15 protein-coding genes and 2 tRNA genes are annotated in these 16,197 nt (G+C 40.6%); 4 read left to right on the forward strand and 13 right to left on the reverse strand.

Features of this window, described 5'->3' with window-relative positions; translation table 11 throughout:
* Positions 1-395 precede the first annotated feature (395 nt).
* Entirely contained in the window at positions 396-1,178 is a 783-nt protein-coding gene (locus DWZ47_RS28935; protein WP_004311932.1) for a potassium channel family protein, read from the reverse strand.
* 216 nt (positions 1,179-1,394) lie between these two features.
* Here DWZ47_RS28935 and gadC point away from each other — a divergent pair, with 216 nt between their 5' ends.
* On the forward strand, positions 1,395-3,122 hold the full coding sequence (gene gadC, locus DWZ47_RS28940) for a putative glutamine/gamma-aminobutyrate antiporter GadC (RefSeq protein ID WP_004296275.1): 1,728 nt from the start codon (positions 1,395-1,397) through the stop codon (positions 3,120-3,122).
* A gap of 230 nt (positions 3,123-3,352) precedes the next feature.
* Here the strand turns inward: gadC and DWZ47_RS28945 are convergent, their stop codons facing one another.
* Positions 3,353-4,621: a sensor histidine kinase gene (locus DWZ47_RS28945; protein WP_004311931.1), complete on the reverse strand. Its 1,269-nt coding sequence runs from the start codon at positions 4,619-4,621 to the stop codon at positions 3,353-3,355.
* A gap of 199 nt (positions 4,622-4,820) precedes the next feature.
* Here DWZ47_RS28945 and DWZ47_RS28950 point away from each other — a divergent pair.
* From DWZ47_RS28950 to DWZ47_RS28960, 3 genes are all read left to right on the forward strand, one after another.
* Positions 4,821-4,893 (forward strand) — tRNA-Phe (locus tag DWZ47_RS28950).
* A gap of 13 nt (positions 4,894-4,906) precedes the next feature.
* Positions 4,907-4,979, forward strand: a tRNA-Pro gene (locus DWZ47_RS28955).
* Between the two features lie 107 nt (positions 4,980-5,086).
* Complete coding sequence (locus DWZ47_RS28960; RefSeq protein ID WP_032844183.1) at positions 5,087-6,724, forward strand: alpha-galactosidase D; 1,638 nt, start codon at positions 5,087-5,089, stop codon at positions 6,722-6,724.
* 145 nt (positions 6,725-6,869) lie between these two features.
* Here DWZ47_RS28960 and DWZ47_RS28965 read toward each other — a convergent pair whose 3' ends face one another.
* The 11 genes from DWZ47_RS28965 to DWZ47_RS31195 all read right to left on the reverse strand — a co-directional run bounded on the left by DWZ47_RS28965 (position 6,870) and on the right by DWZ47_RS31195 (position 15,896).
* Positions 6,870-7,676, reverse strand: coding sequence for a hypothetical protein (locus DWZ47_RS28965; protein ID WP_032844182.1), 807 nt, complete (start codon positions 7,674-7,676; stop codon positions 6,870-6,872).
* A gap of 17 nt (positions 7,677-7,693) precedes the next feature.
* Positions 7,694-8,062 (reverse strand): GntR family transcriptional regulator, encoded by a 369-nt coding sequence (locus tag DWZ47_RS28970; RefSeq protein WP_032844181.1) that lies wholly within the window; start codon positions 8,060-8,062, stop codon positions 7,694-7,696.
* A gap of 11 nt (positions 8,063-8,073) precedes the next feature.
* Positions 8,074-8,895, reverse strand: coding sequence for a hypothetical protein (locus DWZ47_RS28975; RefSeq protein ID WP_032844180.1), 822 nt, complete (start codon positions 8,893-8,895; stop codon positions 8,074-8,076).
* Positions 8,896-8,901: 6 nt separating this feature from the next.
* Positions 8,902-9,747 (reverse strand): ATP-binding cassette domain-containing protein, encoded by an 846-nt coding sequence (locus DWZ47_RS28980; RefSeq protein WP_117515568.1) that lies wholly within the window; start codon positions 9,745-9,747, stop codon positions 8,902-8,904.
* A 172-nt stretch (positions 9,748-9,919) separates the two neighbouring features.
* The gene (locus tag DWZ47_RS28985) at positions 9,920-11,386 is read right to left on the reverse strand and encodes a tetratricopeptide repeat protein (protein WP_182281668.1); all 1,467 of its coding nucleotides are present in this window, start codon (positions 11,384-11,386) and stop codon (positions 9,920-9,922) included.
* A 21-nt stretch (positions 11,387-11,407) separates the two neighbouring features.
* Positions 11,408-12,352, reverse strand: coding sequence for a PstS family phosphate ABC transporter substrate-binding protein (locus DWZ47_RS28990; protein ID WP_004296284.1), 945 nt, complete (start codon positions 12,350-12,352; stop codon positions 11,408-11,410).
* A gap of 3 nt (positions 12,353-12,355) precedes the next feature.
* Positions 12,356-13,171, reverse strand: a complete 816-nt coding sequence (locus DWZ47_RS28995) for an energy transducer TonB (RefSeq protein ID WP_004311925.1) — start codon at positions 13,169-13,171, stop codon at positions 12,356-12,358.
* A 26-nt stretch (positions 13,172-13,197) separates the two neighbouring features.
* Positions 13,198-13,851 (reverse strand): ExbD/TolR family protein, encoded by a 654-nt coding sequence (locus DWZ47_RS29000; protein WP_004327119.1) that lies wholly within the window; start codon positions 13,849-13,851, stop codon positions 13,198-13,200.
* 15 nt (positions 13,852-13,866) lie between these two features.
* Positions 13,867-14,472 carry an ExbD/TolR family protein gene (locus DWZ47_RS29005; protein ID WP_004311924.1) on the reverse strand — a complete coding sequence of 202 codons (606 nt, stop codon included), beginning with the start codon at positions 14,470-14,472 and terminating at the stop codon, positions 13,867-13,869.
* 33 nt (positions 14,473-14,505) lie between these two features.
* Positions 14,506-15,303, reverse strand: coding sequence for a MotA/TolQ/ExbB proton channel family protein (locus DWZ47_RS29010; protein WP_004311923.1), 798 nt, complete (start codon positions 15,301-15,303; stop codon positions 14,506-14,508).
* A 155-nt stretch (positions 15,304-15,458) separates the two neighbouring features.
* The gene (locus DWZ47_RS31195; RefSeq protein WP_117515572.1) at positions 15,459-15,896 is read right to left on the reverse strand and encodes a hypothetical protein; all 438 of its coding nucleotides are present in this window, start codon (positions 15,894-15,896) and stop codon (positions 15,459-15,461) included.
* Positions 15,897-16,197: the final 301 nt, after the last annotated feature.

The raw sequence follows: 16,197 nt of genomic DNA on the forward strand, positions 1-16,197 counted from the left end.
AGAACTGTAAAATATAAAAGAGGTTGTGCCAACGTTTTGACACAACCTCATTCCCCTTACCCTCTTGATTTCCCGCCAATGTTTCAATACAAACGGCATCATTTTTCAAATGCTACAAATTGAACTTACCCCTGAACAACTCTAGTTATTAAAATGAGATAGCTGTTATTAACCCGGATAAGGTAAAGTTTGATTCATTCAATAACGGTTATAACAGCGTCGTGTCTTGTCTCTTCTCAACAAAGATAGAAAGTAATACCTCTTTTCCACCCCTTTTCCTTCGCCGCTTATAAAGAAAAGTAATTATAGTATTAAGAAAAGTAATTCATCTTTGGTTTTCAACACTTTACCGTCATCATCACTTCATCTGTTTTTTCATCTTATCCGCAAGCACATTATGATGTGCTTGCTTTCTGTACGGCTGCTTTTTCTGCCAATTCTTTTTTCTCGGAAGCCTTTTTCTCTAGTTCCTCCTCTTCGTAATATTGTTTTCTACGTTTGTTAGATTGCTGAATCAGATTTGTGATATAAACTGTAAAGATAGGGAACATCATCATACCCAGGGCAGCCAACAAAACGGAAAGTACACGTCCGGTCACCGTCTGCGCTATGATATTCGAACCGACGGTAGTGACATCCATAAAAGCCCACCACAAAGCATCTCCATAACCATTCACCAAGGGATTCACCCGATGCTCAAGCACAAAAAATGCCAGACTGGAAAAATAGACCGTTGCCAACAACATCGTCAGATAAGAGACAAACAAACTCGAAGCACGATTGTAGGTCAACCAGCCGACCACAATGGCAAGCGCATATCCTCCTCTCAATAAAGGTATGAAACGGAGAAGATAGGTGATCTCATCCGAAAATGTCCACCCATAATAGGCGATAATATTCTGATAAGGAATCGCCACCAATAAAAAGATAAAATGCGTCCGCAAATAACGTCCCTTATGTTTTGCCAGAAAGAACTCCAATACAAAATCAAAAAGAAACCAAAGACAGATACATAGCTGTACTTTCATATACGAAGACTGTGTATAGAAAGGAATTCCCTTAAAAGTATCTACCGAGATACTAATAACCAGGAATAGGGACATTACTAATATAATAATGTGAAGAATACCATAGATTCCCTTTTTCCCGGAAATAAAATCTGAAAGCGCTGATTTCATAACTACTTAATTTATAATAAAATGATTCATTTATAATTTAGATTGCTTAAAAACAATTGGAGAAAGCGATTGTTTCGGAAGAAGTAAATCCGGGGTTACAATCTCCCATTTCGGGGATGTTAATTAACGAACTTTGAAAGAGATTGCGGAAACATCTCACGCAAAATGTTGTTATAACACTGACTTTAAAATATTTTTCACTTAAAACCTTAACTTATGGCGAATATTAAAAATGCAGTGAAGCTGGGTGTGTTTACCCTGGCTATCATGAATGTTACGGCAGTAGTATCCTTGCGTGGACTACCAGCCGAGGCCGTATATGGAATGAGTTCGGCCTTCTATTATCTTTTTGCAGCTATTGTCTTTCTAATCCCTACATCGCTCGTTGCAGCAGAGTTGGCGGCGATGTTTCAGGATAAGCAGGGTGGTGTGTTCCGGTGGGTAGGCGAAGCCTACGGCAAAAAACTGGGATTCCTCGCCATTTGGGTACAATGGATCGAAAGTACGATCTGGTATCCGACAGTGTTAACGTTTGGTGCCGTATCTATCGCTTTCATCGGAATGAATGACGTACATGACATGTCACTGGCAAACAATAAGTATTATACGCTCGTCGTAGTGCTTATCATCTACTGGCTGGCTACTTTCATTTCCCTGAAAGGTATGAGCTGGGTAGGTAAGGTTGCTAAAATCGGTGGTATGGTCGGTACAATTATCCCGGCTGCCCTGTTGATTATCTTGGGAATCATTTATCTGGCAAGCGGCGGACATTCCAATATGGATTTCAACAGCAGCTTCTTCCCCGACTTTACCAACTTTGATAATGTTGTTCTTGCTGCCAGTATCTTCTTGTTTTATGCCGGTATGGAAATGGGTGGTATCCACGTAAAAGACGTAGAGAACCCTTCCAAAAACTATCCGAAAGCCGTATTCATCGGTGCACTTATCACAGTGTTGATCTTCGTTTTGGGTACTTTTGCATTAGGTGTGATTATCCCTGCAAAAGATATCAACCTGACTCAAAGTCTACTCGTCGGCTTCGACAACTATTTCAGATATATTCATGCTTCCTGGTTGTCACCAATCATTGCTGTCGCTCTTGCATTTGGTGTACTGGCAGGTGTATTAACATGGGTTGCCGGTCCGTCAAAAGGTATATTTGCCGTAGGTAAAGCGGGGTATATGCCTCCGTTCTTCCAGAAAACAAACAAACTGGGTGTACAGAAGAATATCCTGTTCGTACAAGGTATCGCTGTAACTGTATTAAGTCTGTTGTTCGTCGTTATGCCGTCCGTACAGAGCTTCTATCAGATTCTGTCACAGCTGACAGTTATTCTTTATCTGATTATGTACTTGTTGATGTTCTCCGGAGCTATCGCATTGCGTTATAAGATGAAGAAACTCAACCGTCCGTTCCGTATCGGTAAGTCAGGTAACGGTTTGATGTGGTTTGTTGGCGGTCTTGGTTTCTGCGGATCATTGCTTGCCTTTATCCTCAGCTTCATCCCGCCCAGCCAGATCTCTACAGGTAGCAACACCGTTTGGTTCTCCGTACTGATTATCGGTGCCATTATCGTTGTTATTGCTCCGTTTATTATCTATGCTTCCAAGAAACCGTCTTGGGTAGATCCAAACTCCAATTTCGAACCGTTCCACTGGGAAGTTCAGGCTCAACCTGCCACTGTCAATGTCAGTGCAAGTAACGCTAATGCTGCCCGTCCTACCGCAACTTCTGCACATACAGGAGGAGCAACCGGGGCAAGTACAGCTAAGCCTGGTGCAACCGTTTCTAATGCAGCAGCTCCTGATGCGGCATCCTCTGGTGCCACCGCTTCCGGTGCTACTCCATCAAGCAGCAGTTCTGCTACATCCGGCGGAAATTCTACTTCCGGCAAAGCATCTCCGGGAACCGGAGACAAAGATAAGGATGCACCTAAGTCGTAAAGACTAAGTGTTCATCCTGTTCACAAAAAGTAAGAGGCTATTCAAACAGCTTTGAACTTATAAAATTACCCTCACTACAGTGAAGTGCTCCCCTTTAGTCGGTTATAAAACCTTTGGGATGCACTTCACGGTTGTAGTGAGGGTAATTTATTTTAGAGATTTTTGCAGGCCCTCTTATTTAGAAGTATGCCAATCATCATTTAATAGATACAATACCTAGCGATTGGAGATTACTTTATTGCCTGTGACTTTATTAGTCCCGGTTTTATCACCCGTGGCAACACAAAGCTGAAAGTAGATCCCCGGTTAATTTCCGAATCAAGTTCAAGATTTCCACCCAGATTTTGGATGATCGTTTGCGAAAGAGTCAGTCCAAGTCCTGTCCCCTGCATTTCACGATCAAGTTTTATGAAACGTGAGAATATTTTTTTCTGTTCCTCTTTCGGTATGCCAATGCCTGTATCGGACACAACAAAGCAAACCTCTTCCGTTCCTTTCAGGCTGCAACCCAAACGAATTTCACCCGATTCGGTGAATTTCATTGCATTATGTAACAGGTTGGACAATACCTGAATGATACGTTCCCGTTCCGAATACATCATTATAGGTTGTATGTGTGCCTCACAAACCAATTCCACCGACGAGTTATTCAATTTCGTCTTAAAAATTCCCTCCAACTCTCTTAGCAAATCATTGGCATCAAACTCCGTATAAACAAAATCTACTGTTCCCGATTCTATTTGAGAAAGATCGAAAATATCATTCACCAGGCGCAACAAGCGTTCATTATTCTCTGCAATAACATCAGCATACATTTTTCGTTCCTCTTCACTGGAAGCCGATACCATCAAACCGGAAAATCCGACAATTGCATTTAGCGGTGTACGTACCTCGTGACTCATATTAGCAATAAAGGCAGATTTCAATTTATCAGCAGAAATGGAATGTTCTCTTTCAATAGACAGCAGCCTTTGCGCATTTTTCAGCTCCGTCACATCATAAACAGTCAACACCATATAATCTTCACCATGAATATTCAAATAAGTACCCGATACCGATACATCGCAAGGAGTCACCTTCGTTTCATCCTCACTTAATAGCTTCATGGAAGCTTCCAGATTTTTAAAACTTGCTTTCTTGTAAAAAGCTTTTCCGATAGACGCACGGATACAACATAGTTTGCATTGTTCATGCTGGCCACATTCACCGGCTGCAATCGCATTTCTACAATGCAGCAAATCTCCGACTCTTTTGGTAACTCCACCTACCTGAATCGGAAGACGGTTTAAAGAATAATAATTGGTGTCACAAACCACAAAATCCTTGTCAATCAATAAGAAGTAAGCATTGATGTTCTGCAAAACCAGAGCCAACTTTTTAAGTTCATTCTCTTTGTTTTCCTTCGAATGCACCTCTTTCTGGAGTGACTGGCACTTTGCCCACATATAGATGAAGGCAGCTAACAAAACTATTATAACAATAATCGCCAGTGATGACATAGTAATAGAGTGTTTATATTGTTTTGATCGTTTCAGTGCGTAAATTTATAAAATATGTCGCATAAATAGCTGTTTATCTACATATTTATTCTAACAAAAATGCATTTATATTTCCACGAGTCAGAAATTGGTAAAAATTTCCCTTTAAGTTATTGCGGTATTAAAAAATATACTTATCTTTGCACCCGCAAACGAGAAAGGTGCCATAGCTCAGTTGGTAGAGCAAAGGACTGAAAATCCTTGTGTCCCCGGTTCGATTCCTGGTGGCACCACTTCTTAAGCAATCGGAATGTAGCGCAGTTGGTAGCGCACTACGTTCGGGACGTAGGGGTCGGGCGTTCGAGTCGCCTCATTCCGACAAAATAAAGGGTAACTTTCTGGAGTACAGTAAGTTGCCCTTTATTTCTATTCAGTCACTTGAACAAAATCAGGACGGATATGTAATAAAACACAACCTATTATATCATGAAAAACAGGATTTATCTCTTTACAGTAGCAGTAGCTTCTTTTATGTGTATCAGCTGCACAAAAACTCAAACTACCCTTTCCGAGAATGAAAAGACAGTCAATCCTCCCATCATGGGATGGAGTTCATGGAATGCATTTCGCGTAGACATCAGCGAAGACATCATCAAGCATCAAGCCGACCTGATGGTAAAAAAAGGTCTGAAAGATGCCGGATATCATTATGTCAATGTTGATGACGGCTATTTCGGAAAGCGCGATGACAACGGAATTATGCATACCCACGAACAACGTTTCCCGAATGGGATGAAACCAATTGCGGATTACGTTCACGGCCTGGGAATGAAAGCCGGTCTCTACACCGATGCGGGTAACAGCACATGTGGTTCCATGTGGGACAATGATGCAGCAGGCGTAGGAGCTGGTATCTATGGACACGAACCGCAAGACGCCCAATTATACTTTGGCGACTGGGGTTTCGACTTTATCAAAATTGATTACTGCGGAGGAGATGTGCTGGGACTTAATGAAAAGGAACGCTACACTTCCATCCGGAACAGTATAGACAAAGTAAACAAAGATGTTTCCATCAATATTTGCCGATGGGCCTTCCCGGGCACTTGGGCTAAAGATGCAGCAACTTCCTGGCGTATCAGTGGAGATATTAATGCACATTGGGGATCATTAAGATATGTAGTCGGAAAGAATCTCTACCTGTCGGCTTATGCCGGAAACGGACATTATAATGACATGGATATGATGGTCATCGGATTCCGCAACGACAGTAAAGTAGGTGGACAAGGTCTTACCCCGACAGAAGAAGAAGCTCATTTCGGTTTGTGGTGTATCATGAGTTCTCCTTTGCTTATCGGATGCAATCTGGAAAACATGCCGGATTCTTCGCTCGAACTGCTGACAAATAAAGAACTGATCGCCCTCAACCAAGATCCGCTGGGCTTACAGGCTTATGTAGCTCAACATGAAAATGAAGGTTATGTACTCGTAAAAGATATTGAACAGAAACGTGGGAATGTACGTGCAGTAGCTCTTTACAATCCTTCCGATACCATCTGTAGTTTTTCCGTGCCGTTCTCTTCACTGGAATTTGGAGGAAACGTAAAAGTACGTGATCTGGTAAAACATAGCGATTTAGGAAACTTCTCCGGTACCTTCGAACAAACGCTTCCTGCACACAGTGCCATGTTCCTCCGCATAGAAGGCGAAACACGTCTGGAACCGACCCTCTACGAAGCGGAATGGGCTTACCTACCTCTTTTCAATGACCTTGGCAAAAATCCTAAAGGTATTATTTATGCCCATGATAAGGAAGCCTCCGGCAAAATGAAAGTAGGTTTCCTTGGCGGACAACCTGAAAACTATGCCGAATGGCGGGAAGTATATAGCGAAAATGGCGGACGCTATGATATGACCATCCATTATTTATATGGCAAAGGACGACAAATAGAACTGGACGTAAACGGTATCATTACCAAAATCGACTCTTTGGGAAAGGATAACGGTCATAACCAAATCACAGTTCCCGTTGAATTAAAAGCCGGATACAACACTATTCGCATGGGTAATAGTTATAACTGGGCACCGGACATCGACTGCTTCACTCTGAAGAAAGCGCTGTAATTTGACTATATAACCTCATATATTAAAAGGAGTAATAACGGAATAAATATGCCTCAGGCATTTTAAAATCCATTATTGCTCCTTTTTAGTTTAGATACTGTCTAGTAATTCGTATCATATTTTATCTCTTCATACCTATTCCTGTTTATTCCGGTGTTATCGTAATTTCCGCTTTCTCTCTTACATTCACCTGCAAACGTGCATCTTCTGTCAGAGGTGTCCAGACCACCCGCTTACATTCTCCTTTCTGCAGATCATTAGAGTGCTGATTGCTGCCACTCAGATATTCCGTCCCCACTTCTGTATTCTCAAATGTCCATCTCCATACACCATCCAAATTCAGATAGAAGTTTTCAATTTTACTATCCTTTGCATGAAAGTCCAGCCCATTTCCCTGAATATCACACGAACCAAGTCGACAAGAATCCAATGATATGTTATAACGATTACCACGGACAAACAATGAATCTGTTTCAATACCTATCAGATTCAATTTCAAACCTTCTTCACCGGTAACTATACCGGTCAGTGAATCCACAGCCAAACTCACATCAAAACCACTCACAAAGATATAATCTCTGTCCCGATACTTTTCCGGAATATTGTTCACATTAAGATCTAACTTCATAAACAAAGTATCATTCTTTTGGGTAACATTCAAATAGTCTCCTTTCGGATATGAAACCTGTTCTTTCCCTGACGAAGCAGCAGTAGATCCTATTTTCATTTCGCCGCTAATAAACACACGTCTCGCTTCAGATACTCCATCCTGGCTGGTAAACACCTTTATAACATGTACGCCATTCAAATCCATTTTCACCTGTTCATTACCCAAAAAGGCTCCATCTTCCTGGTAAGGCTTCCCCGACATAAATATGAAAATAATAGTTGCCACAATTACAATCAATCCGGAAACGAGAAGGCCTATAAATATATAAGTAGTACGTTTCATAATATTTCGTCTTTATTCTATTTCTGCTTTTTTATAAACTCATGATACATTGTCTCTATTTCTTTTATCGGTATATCAAGCGTATACAGCTGACGAAAGAAATAGTCCAATTCTTCTTTCAGAAAGGTATCCTTACGGAGAGAATGAATCAGCTCTTTTGCTCCTGAAGCTACAAAATACCCTATGCCACGTTTATTATAAATAACATTTTGTACCTGAAGATAGTCAAAGGAACGCATCACCGTATTAGCATTCACCTCCACAATGGCAGCATACTCTCTGACAGAAGGGATCCGCTCCTCTTCCGGATATTGCCCCAGCAATATCTCATCACAGATTCTATCTGCAATCTGTAAATAAATAGCTTTACTTTCTTTAAAATTCATAGGCTAAGGTATTACATTCTATTAATAATTTCAGACTCCTTAAAGCGGAAATAAGCCAGTACCCAATTCACCAACGCAAAAAAGATGCCGGCAACAATTACAATCCACAGAGTGGTTTCTTTCGACTCCAGCACACCTCCTGAATAATACCTGCCGCTTTCCAACAGCACTTTGCTTACCAAAGCACCGACAGCAAAATATACCATACCAATAATGGTTCCCGACGCAAATGTTTTCAGGAAAGAATTTTTAGGCCAAATCGAACTGCCCAATACGAATAAGGATTGAACAAAGAAATAACCTGATATCAGCGCTCCAAATTCCAAGCCTCGCCTGCATAAAGTATAATATTTTTCATCACCAACCAAATGCGACAAGTCGACAGGAGCAATAAAATCCTTCTCCGGATAAGCCAAAGAATAAATAGTAAAACGCGTATAATCCGCCAACTTATAACATATCAGGAAAACAACCAGATACACAACTGTAAATACAAACCATCTGGAGAAAAACTTCTCAAAAGGAGTTGCCGGAATCATTAACATGGAAGTACGGCTCGTTTTCGTTTTCATCTTTTCCATTGTAAACGAAGCACTCAAACAACCGAATCCCCACAGAGCCCAGATAAAAGTGACAAGAAGAAATATCCACGCCGGATCTTCCTGATAATTATAAGTACCTCTATACCTAAAATATCCATTCCAAACCATTACCACTGCCATCACTCCATACATCAACACCATACGAAGCACATTCGATTTCCAATTCTCCACCATCTCCTTACGGCAAAGATTCATAAAACGAGGCAAACTGAAAAAAGTATCTTTTATCATCGTCTTTTATTTTTGAGTGTGAAACAATCGGGCTATCTCTTCAGGAGTAGCCAGTGTAGCATTAAAAAGAAGTTCCAGGTTTAGTTCCGACTCGTCCTGCTTTTCATTAGGAAGGATCAGGTAGTTACCCTGAATAGTAGGAATTGCAAAAAGCGCACTTTTGACCAATTCCCGATCATCACTCTCCACAAAGAAAAGTTTGTCGCAAATATTACTTGTCGATTCATCGAGCAACACACGACTGTCATCCATTATCAACACATGATCGAGCACTTTGTCGATGTCACGAACCTGATGTGTGGAAATCACAATCGTCTTATCATCCGACATACCCGATGCTATAAACTTGCGGAACTGACTTTTGCCTGGAATATCCAGCCCGTTGGTCGGTTCATCCATCAACAAAAGAGAGGTATTCGTAGCAAGCGCAAAACTCATGAACACTTTCTTTTTCTGCCCCATAGAAAGCGATCCGAGATCAATATCTATATCCATCTCAAAATAATGGAGATATTTAATCATCTCTTCCTTACTGAAACGAGGATAAAAAGGACTGTTTAACTCAATATAGCTGACCAAAGAAACCGAAGGCAACTCAAATTCTTCGGGAACTAAAAACATATCCTGCAAAGTAACCGGCAACCGACGGCGTACATCTGTATCGTGAAACATCACTTTGCCGTTTTTAGGAGTCAACAAGCCGGACATCAGATAGAGAAGAGTAGATTTTCCCACACCATTCTTTCCCAACAGTCCATATACCCTGCCGGATTCGAACGAAAGCGAAAAATCACGTAGTACCGCACGCTTCGATTTACGATAAGTAAATGAAAGATTTTCTACTGTAATCATAGTATTTCTGTTTAATGAATAATGATCTTTATGTGTATTAGTGTACTAGTACACCACAAAAGTAGATAATCTTTTGAATATTCCAATAGAAAAGGAGAAAAAAGTGCAAAAAAAGGAGGAGCTAAGATCACTCTCCACTCCTCCTGTCACGACAAACAACTAAAATTATTCACTATTTGATGCCGTCCAATGCCCTTTTAGCAGTAGCATTAGCGGGGTCTATAGCCAGAATTTTACTCCAGTATTCTATGGATTTATCTTTGTTAGCCTTTGCTTCGGCTTTCAATGCCGGATTTTCGATAGCTAACAAATAGTAATATCCAAGATAACTGTAGCATTCAACCAAAGCTGAATTGTAATGAGGATCGTTTTTGCTTTCCAATAAAGCGGCCACTTCCTCATAGAAAGGTTTCGCAAGTCCTTGAGTTGTTTCAGGGTCAAGTGCAGAATTGGCACGTGCTCTCCAGAAGTTACCCAAATAGCTGTCCGGCGCTGCTTCCGCAATTACATGGAAAGTAGAATCGGCGGACATTAACGCCTGCTTACGTTCTTCAACAGTGATTGCTAATGAATCAGGTTGCGTACCAGCACCGTAATAAAGTCTACCAAACTGGAACTGTAAGTCCGGAGTCTGTTTTTCCTTATCAAGAGATGCATAATATTTCTGGTAAGCACTGATTGCTTTTTTATAATCGTTCTTCTGTTCGTAAGCAGAAGAGATATTTTTAAATAAATCCGTCTTCGTCGGATCCATCTTTACCGCTTTCTCATATTGTACTACTGCATCATCATATTTTTTCAGACTCTCCAACAGATGTCCATAATACATATAATCCAAATACGAATAATCGGCTTTATCACATTCCTTGAAGAAGACATCGGCAGCCTTCAACGCTTCATCAAAACGTTTCAGGTCAGTATAATTATACATTGCCAAACGATTGAACGCAGCATGACGGGCATTCTTTTGCAATCCCATATTAGCTACTTCGAGTGATTTATCAAAATCATGGTTCAAAAATAAAGCAAAAGCATACTTCACCAAATCTTCTTCCGTAGCAGTAGGTCCCATTGCAAAATTCGCATAAGCTTCTACTGCCTTATTAAAATCATTTTTTAAATAGTAAATTTCGGCTAATTTTTTATCTACAGCTGTGTTGGACGGTTCCAGGTCCTTCAATTGGTTCAGCTTCTCAATGGCAAGACTTGCATTGGCTGATTTATAAATATCTGCATATTTCAGATAAGCTTCCGTACATTTCGGATCGAAATAAATTGCCTCCTCATACTTTTGAGAAGCAAGACCCGCATTTTTCTGTTTTACGGCAATATTTCCTTCCAATACAGAAGCAAGAGCCGATTTACCATTCGCTTTTCTGGCAAGAGCTGCATACTCCTGCGCTTCGGGAATCTTGTCAGCATTCAGATATGCGTCTCCAATAGCCACCAACAATTCCACATTTTTCTTATTTTTTCCTTTAATCAGATGTTCAGCTTCTTCAGCAGCCTGTGCCGGATTCGTCTGAATAGTTTCTTTCAATTTCGCAACCCCAGCCTGCCATTCGGCGTCAGATGATTGCGCATAGAGCGACCCTACTGCTATAAACGCTCCAGCTAAAAACATTTGTACTCTTTTCATTATAGTCTCTAATTTTAGTTATTATTCGTCTTTCACGTGGACAATACGCACCGGCTGAGTAGCCGGAACAAGTCCGGATTTTAATATAATCCTCTGCCCTTTATCGGATGTCATAAAAGAAGCAAATCCCCAAGGCAGCCCACTGCGAGGATCATTCAGCAATGCATAAATAGATCGTGCCAACGGATAGTTACCATAGAACAGGTAAGCCTGATAAGGTTTATAACTGTTAGCAGGAGTTGCCACATCCTCTGCACTCACTGACATCACTCTGATCTCTTCGCGAAAAGAAAGATTGGTTGTATCACTGCGGTTCCCCAACCAGTTTACTCCAACAACTCCCATAGCGTCGGGATTATTCGCTACATAATCTATCACCTGCTGGTTGGTTTTCAAGGCACTGACGTTACCTTCAGCCAACTCTTTTCCACCACAGATTGAGTCCATTGCAAAACGTACGGTACTGGAGTTCTTATTATCGAACACCACCTGAATCCCTTTCAAACGGGAATTCGGATTAACCTCTTTCCAGTTTTTCACCTCACCGGTAAGGATGCGGCGGAAATCACGTACACTCAACAAAGAATCCGGATTAGCACGATTCACAATCAATGCCAGACCGTCCGTAGCCAATTTTATCTCGCGAGGGAAAAACTTACGGCTGTGGAATGAATTCATTTCTTCCTTAGTCAGTGTCCGGGTTGCAATAGCCAACCGGACACTGTCTTTCAGAAGTAAATTTATCGCTTCCACTTCAGTTGTGTAGCGAGGGACAATCCCGGCCAAAGGGTACAGGCTCTCAAACACCTCTATCTCTTCTTGTATGATAGGTTCGAAACTCTCATCCGCTGCGATAGATACCACACCGGAAGAATAAGTATCCGTCGGTCCTTTTGATTTTGAGTTACAAGCACTCAAGACCACCAACGCTACGAGTCCTATCAGCCTAAATTGTCTCTTCATCATCTTTTATTGTAATCTAAACATTACCGGAACGGTGAACTTCACACGTACCGCTTTTCCATTCTGCTTACCAGGGAGCCATTTCGGCATGCTTTTTACCACACGAACAGCTTCCTTATCCAGATAAGGGTCTACACCACGAGCCACATGTACGTCAGAAATAGAACCATCACGTTCTACAACGAACTGTATAATAACGCGACCTTGTGTTCCATTCTCCTGTGCAATAGTCGGATATTTGATATTCTTACCCAGGTAAGCCATCAATTCAGTCTGTCCACCAGGGAAAGTCGGCATTTGTTCTACCATATCGAAAACCTTTTCCGGTTCCGGTGCAGCCTGTGTTACCACCTGCTTAAGGTCTGCGATATCTTTACCATTAGCCTCGTCATTACCTTTTACGTCGGCAATAGAGATGGATACTTTGGTAGCATTCAAATCTTCCTGGCTCTTGATTTCATTATCTTCATGCACTTCTTCATCTTTCTTGATGACAGGAGCTGTAAACTTGATAGAACTCTTCAATGCAGGGGGAGGAGGTGCAACCGGTTCTACGCGTTTCATCTCTTCCTGTTTGATTTCAGGTTCTTCCAATTTTGACAGAGTAGTTACTTCTGTCATCACTTCTTTCTGCTCCGGAGTTGCCAACTTAAGCAGTGTAGGGATACTAAATCCAACCGCTGCTATGACCACTACAATCAACATAGCGACATTATGTCGTTTTGTTGAATTGGCACGCATCCTATATGCGCCGTATGCTTGGTTCTTGCCTTCAAAAATCAGTTGACACCATTCCGAAGAAGCTAAATCTAATTTTGCCATTTTACTTTTCTTTTTTAGGTGTTACATCAATTATCGGCTAAGTTCTGTGACAATTCACCTTTCGCATCGTAATTCTTCATCAAGAATTCATCAGCTTCAGCAATATCTGTTATCACATATTTACCAATATTACATATCTGCATTTCGTCCAGCGCGTCAATCAGATTCATATAAGAAGCATCATCGGTAGCTTTGATAATCACGGTCGGTGTATCCTTTCCGCTCTTTATCTCAGAAACCTGCTTCTTAAATTCGTCATCCGTGATCTTAAGATCAAGTTTTTGCTGCTTCAATTCTCTTACTTTATTGACAGCAACAGCATTCTTCTGAAGAAGTACGGCACGCAGTCCATCTGCACCGTAGCTAGTTTCTTTCAACGAGGTATAATCCTTATAGTTAGGTTCTCCCTCGTAATAATAGAGTTTGTTATCAGCTCCCAGCAATAACGTAATTGCTTGTGAAGCCTTCACCATACTCTTTTGGTTTTCAGTTATATCTTTGTCATTACTCGGCATGCTTATCTCCATCGTCTGAGGTTTGCTCAGTGTGGTACAAAGCATAAAGAAAGTAATCAGCAACATGTTCATGTCCACCATCGGTGTAAAGTCCACCCGGACAGTCATTTTCTTTTGCTTGCTCTTTCCTCTTTTTCCGCCGCTCTCTTGTACTTCAGCACTCATTGTATTTCCTCCTTTTTAATTTTCAGATTCTGCCTTGAGAGAAGTAATCAGATTGTACCGATTTTCCCGCAAATCCTGAAGTGAGTTCATAACGTTCTTTATCACTGAGTATGGAGTTGTAGCGTCTGCCTTGATAGCAATACGTAGATCAGCGTTAGCGGCACGTGCATTACGTACCCACGATTTAAACTGATTGTCAACACTATCGCATGGAATACCTTCATTCTTTAGGATCTTATCCCGTTGATCTTCCGGGAGATCAAGATATTTCTGCATACTTCTGATAGGTACTCCAAAAGTAGAAGACAAGATAAATCTCTTCTCCTGTTCCGGAGTAAACTTAATGCCATACTCTTCACCCATGCTCTCCAATACAGCCTGCATATCCTGCTGCTTGTCGAGGCTCATAAATATTTTTCCTTCCGGATCAACCAGAATCTGGAGTACATTCGTCTCCGGAATCTTGATTTCCGATACGGAAGCCGGAGTGGTAACTTGTACTGGTTCTTTCTTCACAAATGTTGAAGTCAACATAAAGAAAGTCAGAAGCAATACAGTAACGTCACTCATAGCTGTCATATCTATGAACGTACTTTTCTTTTTAATTTGCGCTCTACCCATGATTAATAATAGATTTTATAAGGGTTCGCAGAATTAGTGAGTAGCAGCAAAAGTTTGCACGATAGAGAATCCGACTTCGTCGAGTCCGTAAGTCAATTTATCGATTTTGTTAGTGTAATAGTTGTAAGAAATAACAGCCAATGCACCAGTCAAGATACCGAAAGCAGTATTAATCAAAGCTTCAGAGATACCTTGTGACAAAGCCATAGAGTCAGCACCACCACCAGCAGACAAAGCAGCAAATGAACGGATCATACCGATTACAGTACCAAGCAATCCCATCAATGTACCCAAAGTAGTGATAGTAGCGATGATCGGAAGATTTTGTTGCATCATAGGCATTTCCAAAGCAGTAGCTTCTTCAAGTTCTTTCTGGATAGCCAACAGCTTCTGTTCTTTAGGAAGAGCTGTGTTCTTTTCCATTTCTTCATACTTACGCAAAGTAGAAGTTACTACGTTAGCAACAGAACCACGTTGTTTGTCACAGATTTCCTGTGCTTTCTTCATGTCACCTGCAGCTAAAGCGTCTTTGATGTTAGCTACAAACTTAGACAATGAACCTTTACCGAAAGCAGAACGAAGAGCAAAATAACGCTCGATGCTCAAAGCAAGTACGGTTAACAACAATGTCTGGATAATAGGTACGATGATACCACCTTTGTAAATAGTACCCAACATGTTCAACGGGTGATTGTTAGGGTCATTGTTCATAAAGTTGGACGGGTTACCTAATAAGAATTGAAAGATACATACAGCTATTACTAAACAGCAGATGATTACGATACCGGCATTCTTTATACCTACAACTTGAGTTTTTTTAGTAGTTTCCATAATAAGTTTTTTTGTTAAGAAATTAATTTTAGTTATTTAGGAAGTAAATTTTTCAATTAGACACACTGCGCTACAGACCCTGCAACTTTTAATAGGTAAAGTCACACGGTTTCATACAGAGTACGAAAAAAAAACGAATAAAAATGGAGAAAAGACTAAATAAGGATGCGTCTTAAAGCGAACACGTAGTAGTCGCTACACGTAATGGAGTAATGTGGATCCTTATCGGAATAAAATGATTTACTTTGATCTAATACTAAAGAGTTTTCTCTTAACACGAGAAACTTTTGCATAACGTCTTTCAAGGAGTCATTGATTTCAATGATTCTCCGCAGACGATAATTATTAGAGTTTGATTCTGTTACGAGTTTAAGTCCTAATTCTACGTCAGAAACAGACAAAGAACGGACGCTATCATAGCTAACAGACTGCCCATCCACAGAAGAGCGTTGATTGCTGTCAGAAGATAATTCTGATAATTGACAAGGTGAGTCACTAAAAATACAAGTAGAAAAATTCATAGCATCTCCGCTTACGCTAAAAGATAGCATCAGCAGAAGAAAAGCTAATATGAATTTCGGGGAAAGTTTCATTGTATTTTTAGTTGTTTAATCGATTACAATAGATTCGGCCACAAATGTAGCAATAAATTGTATATGTTCATCGGCGTTCACATCATTTAAACATTAAAGTTTAACTCTTTTATAAAAACAAGCTACAATATGTTTTGTTCGATGAGTTAGCGACTTAATATGTTAAAAAAAACATTTCCTCTGAATATACAGAGTTTTAAGAAATAAAAAATCCCCTCCAATATTTCTACTGAAGGGGACTTTTCTTAAAAAACGGCGGCTACCTACTCTCCCACTGTTACGCAGTACCATCGGCGTGACG

The organism is Bacteroides sp. AF32-8BH, from assembly GCF_003435205.1.
Lineage (GTDB): Bacteria > Bacteroidota > Bacteroidia > Bacteroidales > Bacteroidaceae > Bacteroides > Bacteroides ovatus.